The 13,308-nt window shown below is 62.4% G+C and carries 9 protein-coding genes and 1 pseudogene; 5 read left to right on the top strand and 5 right to left on the bottom strand.

What is annotated here, in order from left to right; all coding sequences use genetic code 11:
- Positions 1 to 276 precede the first annotated feature (276 nt).
- Positions 277 to 4,104 carry a DUF748 domain-containing protein gene (locus AC1ECK_RS26630; RefSeq protein ID WP_480324474.1) on the top strand — a complete coding sequence of 1,276 codons (3,828 nt, stop codon included), beginning with the start codon at positions 277 to 279 and terminating at the stop codon, positions 4,102 to 4,104.
- A 24-nt stretch (positions 4,105 to 4,128) separates the two neighbouring features.
- On the opposite strand, the gene AC1ECK_RS26625 is transcribed toward AC1ECK_RS26630, so the two are convergent.
- The 5 genes from AC1ECK_RS26625 to AC1ECK_RS26605 are packed head-to-tail and all read right to left on the bottom strand — an operon-like array spanning position 4,129 to position 9,348.
- Positions 4,129 to 5,589, bottom strand: a complete 1,461-nt coding sequence (locus AC1ECK_RS26625) for an efflux transporter outer membrane subunit (RefSeq protein WP_480324472.1) — start codon at positions 5,587 to 5,589, stop codon at positions 4,129 to 4,131.
- A 12-nt stretch (positions 5,590 to 5,601) separates the two neighbouring features.
- Positions 5,602 to 6,744: an ABC transporter permease gene (locus tag AC1ECK_RS26620; protein ID WP_480324470.1), complete on the bottom strand. Its 1,143-nt coding sequence runs from the start codon at positions 6,742 to 6,744 to the stop codon at positions 5,602 to 5,604.
- Positions 6,741 to 7,694 (bottom strand): ABC transporter ATP-binding protein, encoded by a 954-nt coding sequence (locus AC1ECK_RS26615; protein WP_480324468.1) that lies wholly within the window; start codon positions 7,692 to 7,694, stop codon positions 6,741 to 6,743. Before AC1ECK_RS26615 ends, AC1ECK_RS26620 begins: the two co-directional genes overlap by 4 nt.
- Positions 7,691 to 8,650 carry an HlyD family secretion protein gene (locus AC1ECK_RS26610; RefSeq protein ID WP_480324466.1) on the bottom strand — a complete coding sequence of 320 codons (960 nt, stop codon included), beginning with the start codon at positions 8,648 to 8,650 and terminating at the stop codon, positions 7,691 to 7,693. Before AC1ECK_RS26610 ends, AC1ECK_RS26615 begins: the two co-directional genes overlap by 4 nt.
- On the bottom strand, positions 8,647 to 9,348 hold the full coding sequence (locus tag AC1ECK_RS26605; RefSeq protein WP_480324464.1) for a TetR/AcrR family transcriptional regulator: 702 nt from the start codon (positions 9,346 to 9,348) through the stop codon (positions 8,647 to 8,649). Before AC1ECK_RS26605 ends, AC1ECK_RS26610 begins: the two co-directional genes overlap by 4 nt.
- Positions 9,349 to 9,633: 285 nt before the next feature.
- On the opposite strand from AC1ECK_RS26605, the gene AC1ECK_RS26600 reads away from it, so the two are divergent.
- The 4 genes and pseudogenes from AC1ECK_RS26600 to AC1ECK_RS26585 all read left to right on the top strand — a co-directional run.
- Complete coding sequence (locus AC1ECK_RS26600; RefSeq protein WP_480324462.1) at positions 9,634 to 10,275, top strand: response regulator; 642 nt, start codon at positions 9,634 to 9,636, stop codon at positions 10,273 to 10,275.
- A 203-nt stretch (positions 10,276 to 10,478) separates the two neighbouring features.
- Positions 10,479 to 11,003, top strand: coding sequence for an Hpt domain-containing protein (locus AC1ECK_RS26595; RefSeq protein ID WP_480324460.1), 525 nt, complete (start codon positions 10,479 to 10,481; stop codon positions 11,001 to 11,003).
- Positions 11,004 to 11,406: 403 nt separating this feature from the next.
- A pseudogene (locus AC1ECK_RS26590) lies at positions 11,407 to 11,478 on the top strand (ESPR-type extended signal peptide-containing protein); the annotation flags it as partial.
- Between the two features lie 216 nt (positions 11,479 to 11,694).
- Positions 11,695 to 13,308 (top strand): YadA family autotransporter adhesin (locus AC1ECK_RS26585; protein ID WP_480324747.1); only part of this gene is annotated, 1,614 nt, incomplete at its 3' end.

The following is a 13,308-nucleotide window of genomic DNA, read 5'->3' as shown; positions in this document are numbered from 1 at the left end:
GAGACAGGCGCGCCGCCTGAAAGCGGCGTGCACCCTTGCGGGCGTCGAGGCGCGCGCAAGGCGATTGTTTCCGAACTCGCAACGCCGGTTCGCGACGATGCCGCGAGTGTCACAAACGTGTGGCTACACTTGGTTCGCACGTAGTTCATACGCGTCGGGCGATTGTCGGCTTGCAGCTTACATTTCTATCCCTGACAAGCCTCAAGACATATACTTGCCCGAGTCAGGACTCTAGTTATCGCGGCGGGCTTGCCGCCGCATCACCGGTCACCGAGCATGGCAAGCCTCAATAAAGCAACTATCGCATCTTCCCTGCAGGCCGTGCGCGGTGTCGCGCAGGCACGCCGTACACGACGTATCGTGATCGGCCTGCTGATCTTCCTCGTAGTGTTCGGTCTACTGGGCTTTTTCGCGGCGCCGCCGCTGATTCGCCACATCGCCGAACAGCAGCTCAGCGAGCAGCTCGACCGGCCGGCCACGATTGGCCGTATCGCACTCAATCCTTATACGCTCAGGTTCGAAGCCGATCGCGTTCATATCGGCGAGCGCGGTGGCCAGGGGGATTTCGTCGATATTTCCCGGTTAATCTTGCAGCCGTCGTGGAGCTCGCTGTTTCGCGGTGCGCCGATCGTCGACGAAGTGCAGCTCGATTCGCCGCGCTTCAACATCATTCGCTACGACGCGCAGCGCTTCAATTTCACTGACCTGATAGAGAAGTTCTCCAAGCAGCCGTCCAAGCCGAGCAGCAAGCCGACGCTGTTTTCGGTGTCGAACATCCGGCTCGAGAACGGGCAGATTACCTTCGACGACCGCCTGCTCGGCGTGAAGCACGTGATCGACCAGTGGAAGCTCGGTATCCCGTTTATCGCCACGCTGCCGTCGAAGACAGATATCTTCGTCGAACCGCTGCTGCGCGCGCGCATCGACGGCAGCCCGCTCGCCATCGACGGCAAGACCAAGCCGTTTGCCGCGTCGCGCGAGTCGGAGGTGTCGCTGCGTTTCGATGGGCTCGATGTGCCGCAGATCCTGTCATACGCGCCGGCGAAGCTGCCGGTGACGGTGCAGACGGGCAAGCTGTCCACGGACCTGAAGCTCAACTTCGCGATGTCGAATGACACGCCGTCGCTGAACGTGACTGGAACCGTCGACCTGAACGATGTCGGCGTGCTCGATGAGAACAAGCAGCCGTTTTTCGCGGCGCACGCGTTGCATGTCGCAGCGGCGACGCTCGAACCGCTAAAGAGCGTGTATCACTTCGACGAGATCCGCCTCGACGCGCCTACCGTCAATCTGGCTCGCGACAAAGACGGCGTGCTGAGTGTGGAGCGCACGTTTACGCCGGCGGCAGCGCCTGTGCCGGCCAGCGGGGAGACAGCAGCAACGAGTGCTGCCTCAGCAGGCGCGGCGAGTGCGCCTGAGGCAGCGTCGGCGGCGGAGGGGCAGGCAAAGGCGCCGGCTCCGCTCGATCTGGCGATCAAACGCTTCGCGCTGAACGACGGCACGGTCAACGTTCAGGATGACGCAGCGGCGAAGCCTGTCGCGCTGGGCCTGAAAAGCCTGGCGGTTTCGCTCGCGGATTTCTCGACGATCGCACCGGCGCCCGCGCACTACACGGTGAGCACGCAATTCAAGGACAACCCGGGCTCGCTGGATGCGGCGGGTTCGCTTGGCCTCGTGGCGAAGACCGCGGACTCGAAGATTGACCTCAAGACCTTGTCGCTGCCGATGTTGCAGCCGTATCTCGACAGCGTCACCGCCGCCCAGGTGACCGATGGCGCGCTCTCGACGACGGCCAATATCAGCGCCAACTGGGCGAAATCGCCGCCGGATATTCAGGTTGGCGAAACCCAACTGAATCTGCAATCGCTGAAGCTGGCGGCCCGCGGCAGCAAGGAGCCGGCCGTGGCGCTCGCACAGGGTCAGGTGAACGTGAAGGCGGTCGACGTATCGGGCCGCAATGCAGAGATTACCGGCGTCGATGCCACCGGCCTCGTGATCAATGCACAGCGTCTGAAGGACGGCAGCATCGATCTTGCTGCACTCGCCGGGCCGCACCAGGAAGCCCAGCAACACACGGCCATTCATGCGGCCAAGAAGGCGCAGGAACAGGGGCCGGCCTGGCACTACAAGATCGGCGAGTTGAGCCTGAAGGACGCGACAGCTAACTTCACCGACAACTCGACGCCGCATCCGGTCAAACTCAACATCTCGCCGCTGCAACTGAAGGTGCAGCAGATCAGCGATGACCTGAGCCGGCCATTGCCGGTCGATCTGCAGGCGACGCTCAACCGCAAAGGCACGCTCGGGGTGACCGGCAACGTCACCGCGACGCCGCTCAAACTGGCGTTGAAAGTGGATGCGAACCGGCTCGACGCGGCGGCGTTCGAACCGTACTTTGGCGGCGCGCTCAACGCGACGATTGCCAGTGCGCTGCTGAACATGAACGGCGATGTGGCGCTTTCGCAGGCGTCGAAAGCGCTGAAGGCGTCGTATCGCGGCAATGCGGCGTTGGTCGACGTGCGCATGCTCGACAAGGCGACCTCGGACTCATTCGCGGGATGGGGTTCGCTCGCGCTGACGAACCTGAAGGCCAGTTATGACGAGCACGGCACCGACGTGGACGCGGGGCGCGTCACGTTCTCGAATTTCTACGGCCGGGTGCTGCTGGATCCGCAGGGCAAGCTGAATCTCACCGACGTCGTCGCGCACGAAACCGGCGCGCCGCAGTCCCTGACCCGCAGCAAGAGTTCGACCGAGCCGGTGCCGTTGACGCCGGGCGCCGGGTCCGAGCCGGCGGCACCGGCTTCGGCCTCGGCTCCCGCAACGACGAGCGCGGCCGCAGCGCCTGCCAAGGCGGCTTCGGCGCCCGCCGCTGCTTCCAGCACGGTCACTGCCGCCACGCCGCCATCCAGCCCGGTCAAGCTGCACTTCGGTCAACTGGTGTTGCAGCAGGGCCGCGTGACGTACACGGATAACTTCATCAAGCCGAACTTCACGGCGAACCTGGTGGGCATCGAGGGAACGATTGGCGCGTTCGGCACGCAATCGACCGCCGCAGCGCCGGTGGATGTGTCCGCCAAGCTCGCGGCGAACGGTCCGCTGTCGATCCGGGGCAGCGTCAATCCGCTGATCGCCAAGCCGGCGCTCGACCTGACGGCGAGCGCGCACGACATCGAACTGACCAACCTCACGCCATACTCGGCGAAGTACGCGGGCTACCCGATCACGAAGGGCAAGCTCAACGTGGACCTGCACTACAAGCTCGATAACGACCAGTTGACCGCGAACAACCACCTTTTCATCGACCAGTTGACGTTCGGCGACCACGTGGAGAACGACACGGCGACCAAGCTGCCGGTGCGTTTTGCGATTTCGCTGCTGAAGAACTCAAAGGGCGAAATCGATGTGAACATTCCGGTGTCCGGGTCGTTGTCGAATCCGGAGTTCAGCATTGGCGGCCTGATCTGGCATGCGGTGCTGAATCTGCTCGAGAAGGCCGTGACGGCGCCGTTCTCGCTGCTCGCGAACGCGTTCGGCGGCAGCGGCGAGGAAATGGGCTACGTCGAATTCGACGCCGGTTCCGCGAAACTCTCGGATGCTGCGGACAAGAAACTCGACACCATTGCGAAGGCGCTGGCGGACAAGGCGTCGATCCGCATCGACCTGATTGGGCGCGTCGATCCGGCTGTCGATACGCCGGCGCTGCGCACGGCGTATGTGGAGAAGCTGGTCAAGCAGGAGAAGATCAAGGATGTGGTCGGCAATGGCGAAAGCGTCGATCTGTCGACAGTCAACGTGGATCCGAAGGAATACGACAAGTATCTGGCCAAGGCGTATAAGGACGCCGACTTCAAGAAGCCGCGCAATTTTGTCGGCCTGACCAAGACGCTGCCCGACGACGAGATGAAGAGCGCATTGGCCGAGCATGCGCCCGTGGATGACGCCAGCTTGCGCGAGCTTGCCCAACAGCGTGCGCAGAGCGTGCAGCAATACTTCGAAGGCAAGATCGACAGCAGCCGGGTGTTCGTCGTCGCACCGAAGCTCGACGCGCAAGGCATCAAGGACAAGGGCGCGACGACGCGGGTGGATTTTGGCTTGAAGTGATGCAGCGCAGAGCCGTGTGCGGCCTTATGGGGCGTGCGCCGTGTCCGGCGGCGCCCATCCTCCCCCCAGTGACTGAAACAGGGCCGCTGTATCGGCAAACCTGTCCGCCTGAGCGCGGGTTCGGTCCAGCGCGGTTTGCAAAACCTGCCGCTGCGTATCGAGCAGCCCAAACTGGCTGACACCACCCGCCGCATACTGCGTACGCGCGATGTCGAGGCTTGCCTGCGCCTGCTGTGCGGCGTCATCACGAGCCTGCAATGTGCGCGCATCGTTCTGCAGCGCCGTCAGCGTGTCCGCTACCTGTTGCAGTGCCTGTAGCACGGTCTGCTGATAGTCGGCGAGCGCCGCATCGTAAGCCGCTTGCGCCGACCGTTTCTTTGCGCGCAGTTCGCCGCCGTGGAAAATCGGTTGCGTGAGATTCAGGCCGACATTCCAGATATTCAGACCGCTCACCACATCCTGAATGCTGGTGCGCTCCGAGCCGATTCCGGCCGATAGCGCGAACTGCGGATAAAGGTTGGCCGTCGCCACGCCGACATTCGCGCTCGCCTGATGCAGCAACGCTTCCGAAGCGCGGATATCGGGCCGTTCGCGGGCGAGCGTCGATGGCAGCGTGAGTGGCACGGTATCCGGCAGATGCAGCGAATCGAGCCTAATGCCGGTGAAATCCACCTTGGATGGCGCGACGCCAAGCAGGATCGCGAGCTGATGATCGGCCTGCGCGAGTTGCGTTTCGAGCGGCGGCAACGACGCCCGCGTTTGCGCAAGCAGCGTGCGCTGGCTGCGCACATCGAGTTGCGAGACGCCGCCGGCTGCAAAACGTCTTTCGGCGATGGTGAGTTGTTGCGCCTGGGTATCGGCAAGACGTTGCGTCAGCACAATCTGCTGTTGCAGCGAGGCACGCCGAACCGCCGTCGAGACGACGTTGCCCGCGAGTGAGAGCCGCGCCGCTTCGAATTCGAACGATTGGTAGTCGACCTGTGCCATCAGCGCTTCGAGCGTCCGGCGATTGCCGCCGAAGATGTCGAGTGCATACGATACGCTGACCGACGCGTTATACAGCGTGAAGGGTCCCGGATTCGCTGCATTAGGAATGCCGAACTGCGCGATGTCGAGCCTTTGCCGCACACCGGATACGCTGGCGTCGACGCTTGGAAATTCGCTCGCACCGAATTGGGCGTTGTAGTTTTCGCGTGCCTCGACGAGTTTGGCGCGTGCTTGTGCGAGCGTCGGGCTTTGCTGCAACGCCTGGTCGACCAACTGGTCGAGCGCGTCGGACTGGAACTGTGTCCACCATAGCGGCAGGGCGTGTTGCGCAGCGACAAAAGTCTGTGACGTTCCCGCCGCGCCGCCGGCGGCTACAGTCGAGGCGGGCGCGGCGTCGCGCGTATAGGTCTGGCTATCCGGCGCCGCCGGCGGTTGAAAATCCGGTCCTACCGCGCAACCGCAGAGTGCGGCTACGCAAACCAAGGCGAGTGGCTTCATCGACCGGTCCTCCTAGTCGAGCGTGCGCCGGTAAAAGCGCAGTGCAATGCCCATCACGACGACCATGAACAGCGCCACCGGCCATACCGATGGCCACAGGTCCACCCAGCCGTTGCCCTTGAGCAGGATGCCGCGAATCAACCGGTTGAAATACGTGAGCGGCAGCAGATTGCCGATGAAGCGCGCCCACGCCGGCATGCCTGCGAACGGAAACATGAAGCCCGATAGCAGTATGTTTGGCAGAAAATAGAACACGGTCAGTTGCATCGCCTGCAACTGGTTTTGCGCCAGCGACGACAACGTAATACCCACGGTCAGATTCGCGGCGATAAAGAGCAGTGCGGCCAAGTAGATCGCCACTACGCTGCCGACGAACGGCACATGAAACACAAAGCGCGCCGCGGTGAGGATGATCGAGGCCTGAATCAGCCCGATCATCACATAAGGCACGATCTTGCCGGTCATCACTTCAATCGGTAGCACCGGCGTGGCCAGCAGGTTCTCCATCGTGCCGCGCTCGCGTTCGCGCGTGATCGCGAGACCGGTCATCATCACCATCGTCATGGTCAGGATCACGCCCATCAGACCCGGCACCACGTTGTATTGCGTGATGGCTTCCGGGTTGTACATCTCGTGGACCTGCACGTCGAAAGCGCCAGGGGTGCCGTTCAGGTGCGCGAGCGGCCCGGTAATGTCCTTGTCCGCCACCGGCTGCACGAGGCCGGGCAGGGCGGCCACGGCAGTGCTCGTGGCGGTGGGATCGGTGGCGTCCGCTTCGATCAGCAACGACGGGTGTTCGCCGCGCAGCAGACGCCGCGAGAAATCTACCGGCACGGACAGCACGAATTGCACGCGGCCTTGAGCAAGCGCGCGGCGGCCGGCTTCTTCGTTGGGCAGCGTCTCGACGATGTCGAAGTAGTCTGAATTCTTCATCGCCGCGACGAAGCTGCGCGAAAAGGGGCTCTCGTCGCCCATGATGACGGCGGTGGGCAGATGCTTGGGATTGGTGTTGATCGCGAAGCCGAACAGCGTCAACTGGATGATCGGCACGCCGACGATCATGGCGAACGTGACCCGGTCGCGCCGCAACTGCCGGAACTCCTTGAGCACGATGCTCCACCAGCGCGTCAGCGAGAAGAGCGTACGCGTGGTCACGACGAGACTCCGTAGTTGTCGGTCGAGTGGCTCATCAGATAGATGAACACGTCCTCCAGTCCGGTTTCGATCTGCTCGGCGCGTAGCGTCGTGCGCGCCGAGGCTCCGGTTGCCTGCCGGACGGCCGCTTCCAGCGCGGCATGGTCGCTGCCGGTCACGTGCAGGGCCGAACCGAACACGACGGTCTGATCGACACCGGGCGCCTTGCGCAGTTGCTCCGACAGCATGCTGAGCTGCTCGCCGTAGATTGCCCACGTGGCGAGGCTTTGCGATGCGATGACTTCGCGCGCCGTGCCTTTCGCGAGCAGCTTGCCGTACGCGATGTACGCGAGCTTGTGGCAACGCTCGGCTTCATCCATGTAGTGCGTGCTGACGAGAACCGAGATGCCGCGCGCCGCGAGCCGGTGCAGTTCTTCCCAGAATTGCCGGCGTGCGTTGGGGTCGACGCCGGCGGTCGGCTCATCGAGCAGCAGCAGTTGCGGCTCGTGCAGCATGCACGCCGCGAGCGCGAGGCGCTGCTTCCAGCCGCCCGAGAGCGCGCCCGTCAACTGATTGGCCCGGCTTTGCAAGCCAAGCGATTCCAGCGACCGTTCCACCGCCTCGCGCCGGTTCGGCATCTGATAGACGCGCGCGACAAAGTCGAGGTTCTCGCGGATGGTCAGATCGTCCCAATACGAGAAGCGCTGCGTCATGTAGCCGACGTTACGCTTGATCTGCGCGCTTTCCCGCACGATGTCGTAGCCAAGACACGTGCCGCTGCCCGAGTCGGGTGTCAGCAGGCCGCACATCAGGCGGATCGAAGTGGTCTTGCCGCTGCCGTTCGGTCCGAGAAAGCCGAAGATCTCACCGCGCGCCACCTGCAGCGATACGTCGTTGACGATATGCTTGTCGCCAAAGTGCTTGTTGAGCTTCTGCACGTCGATGGCGTATTGCGGAGCGGGCTGGTTCATTGCAGCGTTACCGCGATGGGTTGCCCAGGATGCAGTTTGACTGCGTCGGCCGCGGATGGATGGGCTTCAATCATGAATACCAGCTTCGCGCGGGTCTCGTTGCTGTAGATCACGGGAGGCGTGTATTCGGCCTGATTGGATATGTAGGTAATTTTCGCCTGAACGTCCGCAGCGCAGCCGTCGCAATGGATCATCAGCGCGTGCCCGACAGCAAGCTTGCCGACCACGGTTTCCGGTACGAAGAAGCGCACCTTGATGTTCTGCGGCGGCAACATCTGCACCACCGGATTGCCGGCCTGCACCCACTCGCCGACGCGATACAGCGTGTCGTAGACCAGCCCGTCGGCCGGTGCGCTGACATGCTTCTGGTCAAACTTCCATTGGGCTTGTGCGACGGCTGCTTGCGCGGCTTCAACCTGCGCAGTCTGAGCGAAGCGTTGCTGCGTGCGGCCAGGCAGGAGCGCGACGTCGACCTGGTTGCTCAGCTCGCGGACCTGGGCCGCGGTAGCGTCGGCATCCGCGCGTGAGTCGTCGAGCTGTGCCTTCGCGATGCCGCCCACGCGGTATTGCGCCTCATCGCGCGTCAGTTGCAGCGCGGCCTTGCGCGCATTGGCGACGGCTTGTGCGAGTTGCGCTCGCGTGACGTTCACTTCAGGTGGCCGCTTGCCGGTCTGAATGTCGGCCAGTTGTGCGCGGGCTGTGGCGAGTTGCTGTTGCGCTTGCTGCAGGGCGGCGGCCTCATCGGCGGATTCGAGGGTGAAGACCGGCGCGCTGGCAGCGACGGTTTGACCGCGCGTAACCGCCAGTTGTGTGAGCGTGCCGGATTGCGATGAGCCGAGGTAGACGAACTCGCCCTCGACATAACCTTGGTACGTGTTGTTGTTGTGCTGCGAGCAGGCTGCCAGAGTCGCGGTGGCGAACAGCAAACCCAAGCAGAGGCGCAAGGGACGGCTCATGACCTGCTCCTTGATGTCCCGCGACGCTTTGGCGGCGCTGCGTGCGACAGCGGCTGCATGCCGCCGGTCAGCAATGCGCTTACATGTCGGCGCAGCGCATCGCGTCCGATGACGGGCAAACCGCGTGCGCTTTGCCAGATCTTCGCCGTGGCGAGCGGCAGCATCACAAGCGCCAGAATCGAGTTGAACAGCAGCAGCGCTTCGAGTTCGGCATTGACGGTGCCGGCCTGCTGCGCCTGCGCCACGCGAGTACTGAAGCGTTTGATGTTGTCGAACGGAATGCGTTGCAGCATCCGCTCGCGCAGCAAGCCGCCCTCGTTGACGATCTCACGCATCCATAAGGACGGCAGCCACGGCATGCGCTCAGTCACATCGAACAGGCGCGCGACGAACGCCTGAACCAGCGCAAAGGGATCACTCGCAGCGTCTTCAGTCGCCGGTTGCCAGACGAAATCCGCCGCAGGGGCTAAACGTTCGTCAACCACCGCGTCGAGCAGTTTCTCCCGATTCGTGAAGTAATAGTGAACCAGTGCCGAGGTGACGCCGGCCTCAGCCGCGATCTGCGCAACGGTCGTGGCAGCGATGCCATGTTCGGCAAAGAGCCGGGTGGCCGTATCGAGCAAATGTACGCGGACGTCAAAATCGTCCACCGCCGGCCGACGGCCAAGGGGCTTCCTGGAAGAGCGGTTCGCGTTCATCTAATCATCCTAATTGATGAGTTAGTTAAATTCAAGATGACTTGATTCGACGCGATTGAGTGCGATTCGAGGTTATCTGACCCCACTCTAAGAATTTTCCCATTCCATGCTGATAAGCGTCTCTTCATACTCAACGCCTCCTACAAGACCTATGCGTTCCACTCAGAAAAACAATGGAATTTCAGCTAGCGGTGCTCGCTTTCGGGCTGGCCTTACCGGGTTGCGCGAGCCGGGCTTGCGGTGCGCAGGGGCCGCTCACAGGAATATCCTTAGGATAGCAACAGAATGACCAAAATCTTGATTGTGGATGATCACCCGGCGTTTCGGCTGGTCATCAAGACTCATCTCGTGCAACTGCTCGGAGTGACCGATGTCATCGAGGCAGAGAACGGACAGACGGCGGTCGAAATAGCGCGGCAGCAGATGCCAGACATGGCCATTCTCGACCTCGATATTCCCCGTATCAGCGGGCTCGAAGTCATCCCGCGTCTGAGGCTGGCTCATGCGTCGATGCGCGTGCTGGTTTTGTCGGGGCAAGAGGCAAGTACCTTCGCGCCACGCGCGATGCGAGCCGGCGCTCAGGGTTTCGTCGGCAAGTCGCAGGAGATGAAGGAAATCATGCGTGGCATCGAGGCTGTACTGGCGGGATACACCGTTTTTCCCATGGCCTCGGCCGGGACGGGTTGGGGCGCAGCCGCAGACGCTGTCGGCGAGGAGGACAAACTCAAGCTGCTGTCCGATAAGGAACTGATCATCCTGCAGATGCTGTCCAAAGGAATGTCGAACAAGACTATCGGCGACGCCCTGTTCATCAGCAACAAGACCGTGAGCAGCCATAAGACCCGCATCATGCAGAAGCTGCGCGTCAAGTCGCTGGTCGAGCTGATCGACTTTGCGCGGCGCTGTCACGTTTCACCCACTCAATGACGTGGACTTCTCTAACGGGTCACAGCATGAGCCACGCCTTGCTGGTGAGTGCTGATCCTGCCTGGGGGCGCGCAAGTGGCTTCGAGAGTATGCTCCACCGGCTTGGTTTTGCCGTGTGTGCCAACCCCGCAGCCGTGGCTGAGCTTCAGTCCATCCGCCTGGTGCTCGTGGATTGTTCGTCGGGCCAGCCTGGAGCGATAGCGATGCTCGACGGTGTTTCGTTGCCCGCGGCGAGTCTGCGCTTTGCAGTGGCGCCTGCTGACGCGGCTGCGCGGCCAGTTGCAGCAGGCTTGCACGGCGTACTGCCGACGCCGCTTGACGAGCGCACGCTAATTCTCGCGTTAGCTGCGCATCGCTATGTCGCGATCGCGGCAAGTGAGCACCATGCGCTTGGCGCGAAGCTCAACGAGCTTGCCTGTGGCGACAGGACCGTCGCGCTGCATTTAATCCGGCTGTTGATCGACACGAATGACATGACGCTCGCCGCGTTGCGCGATGCATTCCGCACCTTGTCGTGGGAGGAGGTGGCGGGTGCGGCTCACCGGATCGCTGGGTCCGCGCGCATGCTCGATTACTCCTGCATGATCGCATGGCTGGTGCGTCTGGAGACCGCCGCGCGCGAGCGCGAACTTGCACTGGCGGAGGCGATCCTGCAGGTTGTGGCCGATACGATCGGCAGTCTGGATGCGTCGCTCCGGGAATTGCTCGATGCGAGCGTGCCGTCCTGATTCAGCAGGACGGTTTGATCTCCCTTTTCACATTGTCCATCCAACCATTCGTTCCAGATTATTAGTTAGTTTTCCTATATCAATATTTTGTAGTTCGTTGCTGTTGCAACGGCGCCACGGCGATAACCCATAACCCGGTTTTCCGGCCGCGTCCGAACTAGCTCGGATTCAAGCTGGGTGCGGTGCTTCAGCTTGCCGTGGCTGATCTCGCGATCATTCGGAAAATTCCCGCGGACTTTTCACTTTTCCTGATTTTTAGGGATAGAGCGGCCAGTTAGATTGGGGACGCGTGAAAAATTTGAGTCGAGCCTTTAGGGTGCCGGCCAGTTTTTTTGCGGGGAGCGTGTACGCACGGTTCCTCAAATCGAACTGCAAGCGGCGCTTGCTTCTATTTAGGTAATTTATGAACAAATCATATATCAGCGTCTGGAACGACGCATCCGGAGCGTGGGTCGCTGCGCCCGAGACTGCCAGAACCCGCCGCGGTATGGGAGCTGCGTCCTCCTCTACGATCTCGTCAAACGGCAATGTGGCGGCCGGACCGGCAACTCGGTTGAAAGCCTCGTTTATGCCGATTGCTATGGCAATCGGTGCGGTCATGTTTCCGGGTATGGCTTCGGCCGGGTCTGCTGCAACCGGTAACGGTGGCCTTCAGTTATGCCCTGGGGGCGTAGGTGGTACCGGGACAGCAATGGGGATTTCTTCGACCACCGAGGTGCTTTGCAATGGCGCCAACGGTTCCGCCGGGATGTCGTTTTCGTTGAATAACGGCGCAAGCACCGATGGCGCATGGGGTTTCAACGACGACGCCATCACCGCACGCATAACGGGCTACGACGACGGCCGTCTCATGCTCGTGGGTGGCGCGGGCATCGCGATGATGAATACCGCCTACATGAACGGTAACAACATCACCGGGCTGGCACCAGGCGCCGTGGCGGCGTCGAGCACGGACGCGGTGAACGGCTCGCAACTCTACAACACGGCGAACAGCGTCACCGCGGCGCTGGGTGGCGGAACGACGGTGAGCAAGGACGGTACGATCACGGCGCCGTCTTATGTCCTCGGCGACGGTACTTACACGGATGTGGGTAGCGCGCTGGAGGCCATCAATACGGCCACTGGAGAGCTGGCCAACGCGTCGAAGTACATCAAGGTGGTTTCGACGGCGGACCAGGCGATGGCAGGCGGCGCCGAATCGATTGCCATCGGCGGCGCTGCGCTTGCTACGGGCGACAACTCGCTGGCAATCGGCTCAGGCGCGACTGCGGCGTACGACAACTCGATTGCCATCGGCGTGAATGCGAAGACGGACGCACCCAATACGCTGTCGGTCGGCAGGCGCGGTGCGGAAATGCGCATCACTAACGTGGCGGATGGCATCGACACAAGCGACGCGGCGACAGTGGGGCAACTGGGCGCGCTGCAGGCGGAATTCGCTCAACAGGCAAGCGGTATGAGAGCGCTGTTGATGGATCCCTCGCCGCTGCTCGACACCACGCCGGTGACCAACTACATCGCGGTGAGCCCGAACGTGACCGGTGGCACGGAGACCTCCGCCTCGAACCACCTGAACGCCATGGCAATCGGGCCGACGGCGGAGGCATCGGGCATCAATGCACTGGCCGTGGGCGCTGGCTCTGGCGCCGGTCACCACGGTACGACAGCGGTCGGCTCGAACGCAGGTGCGCTGTCGGTCAACTCCACCGTCGTCGGTACAGGCGCAACGGTCGGGGCCCTTTCCGATAACTCGTTGTCGATCGGCTACAACGCCCGCTCGATCAATCCCAACGCGACGTCGATTGGCTCGTTCGCGAGCGCATCAGCGACGGGCTCTGTCGCGATCGGTTATAACGTCTTCGTGACGCCAGCCGCTACGAACGCGATGGCAATCGGCGCCAACGCATCGGTGAGCCAGGCGGGTTCAATTGCGCTGGGTTACAACTCGTTTGCGGATCGCGGCAACGCAGTCTCGGTGGGCAATACCTCGACGCAACGTCAGATCATCCATGTGGCAGCCGGCACGAAGGCTACCGATGCGGCTAACGTCGGCCAGTTGAGCGGCGTAACGGCAGCACTTGGCGGTGGCGCAGCCGTAACCTCGACTGGTGCGATTCAGGCGCCGGCCTATACCGTTGGCGGTCAGACCTACTCGGATGTCGGCTCTGCCATTGCGGCGGCCGCAAGTGACGGTTCCGCCAATGCGGTGCAGTACGACACGAGCGCGCACAACAAGGTTACGCTGGGCGGTACAAGCTCGACCACGCCGGTCACGCTGTCGAACGTGGCGGCCGGGGTGGCGAAT

The sequence above is a fragment of the Paraburkholderia sp. SSBN10T genome, assembly GCF_056619545.1.
This window is presented reverse-complemented; position numbering and strand designations above follow the sequence as displayed.

Excerpts from the sequence above, each read along its gene's own strand:
- AC1ECK_RS26630 (WP_480324474.1), top strand. The coding sequence starts at position 277 with ATGGCAAGCCTCAATAAAGCAACTATCGCATCTTCCCTGCAGGCCGTG.
- AC1ECK_RS26625 (WP_480324472.1), bottom strand. The coding sequence starts at position 5,589 with ATGAAGCCACTCGCCTTGGTTTGCGTAGCCGCACTCTGCGGTTGCGCG.
- AC1ECK_RS26615 (WP_480324468.1), bottom strand. The coding sequence starts at position 7,694 with ATGAACCAGCCCGCTCCGCAATACGCCATCGACGTGCAGAAGCTCAAC.
- AC1ECK_RS26610 (WP_480324466.1), bottom strand. The coding sequence starts at position 8,650 with ATGAGCCGTCCCTTGCGCCTCTGCTTGGGTTTGCTGTTCGCCACCGCG.
- AC1ECK_RS26605 (WP_480324464.1), bottom strand. The coding sequence starts at position 9,348 with ATGAACGCGAACCGCTCTTCCAGGAAGCCCCTTGGCCGTCGGCCGGCG.
- AC1ECK_RS26600 (WP_480324462.1), top strand. The coding sequence starts at position 9,634 with ATGACCAAAATCTTGATTGTGGATGATCACCCGGCGTTTCGGCTGGTC.
- AC1ECK_RS26595 (WP_480324460.1), top strand. The coding sequence starts at position 10,479 with ATGCTCGACGGTGTTTCGTTGCCCGCGGCGAGTCTGCGCTTTGCAGTG.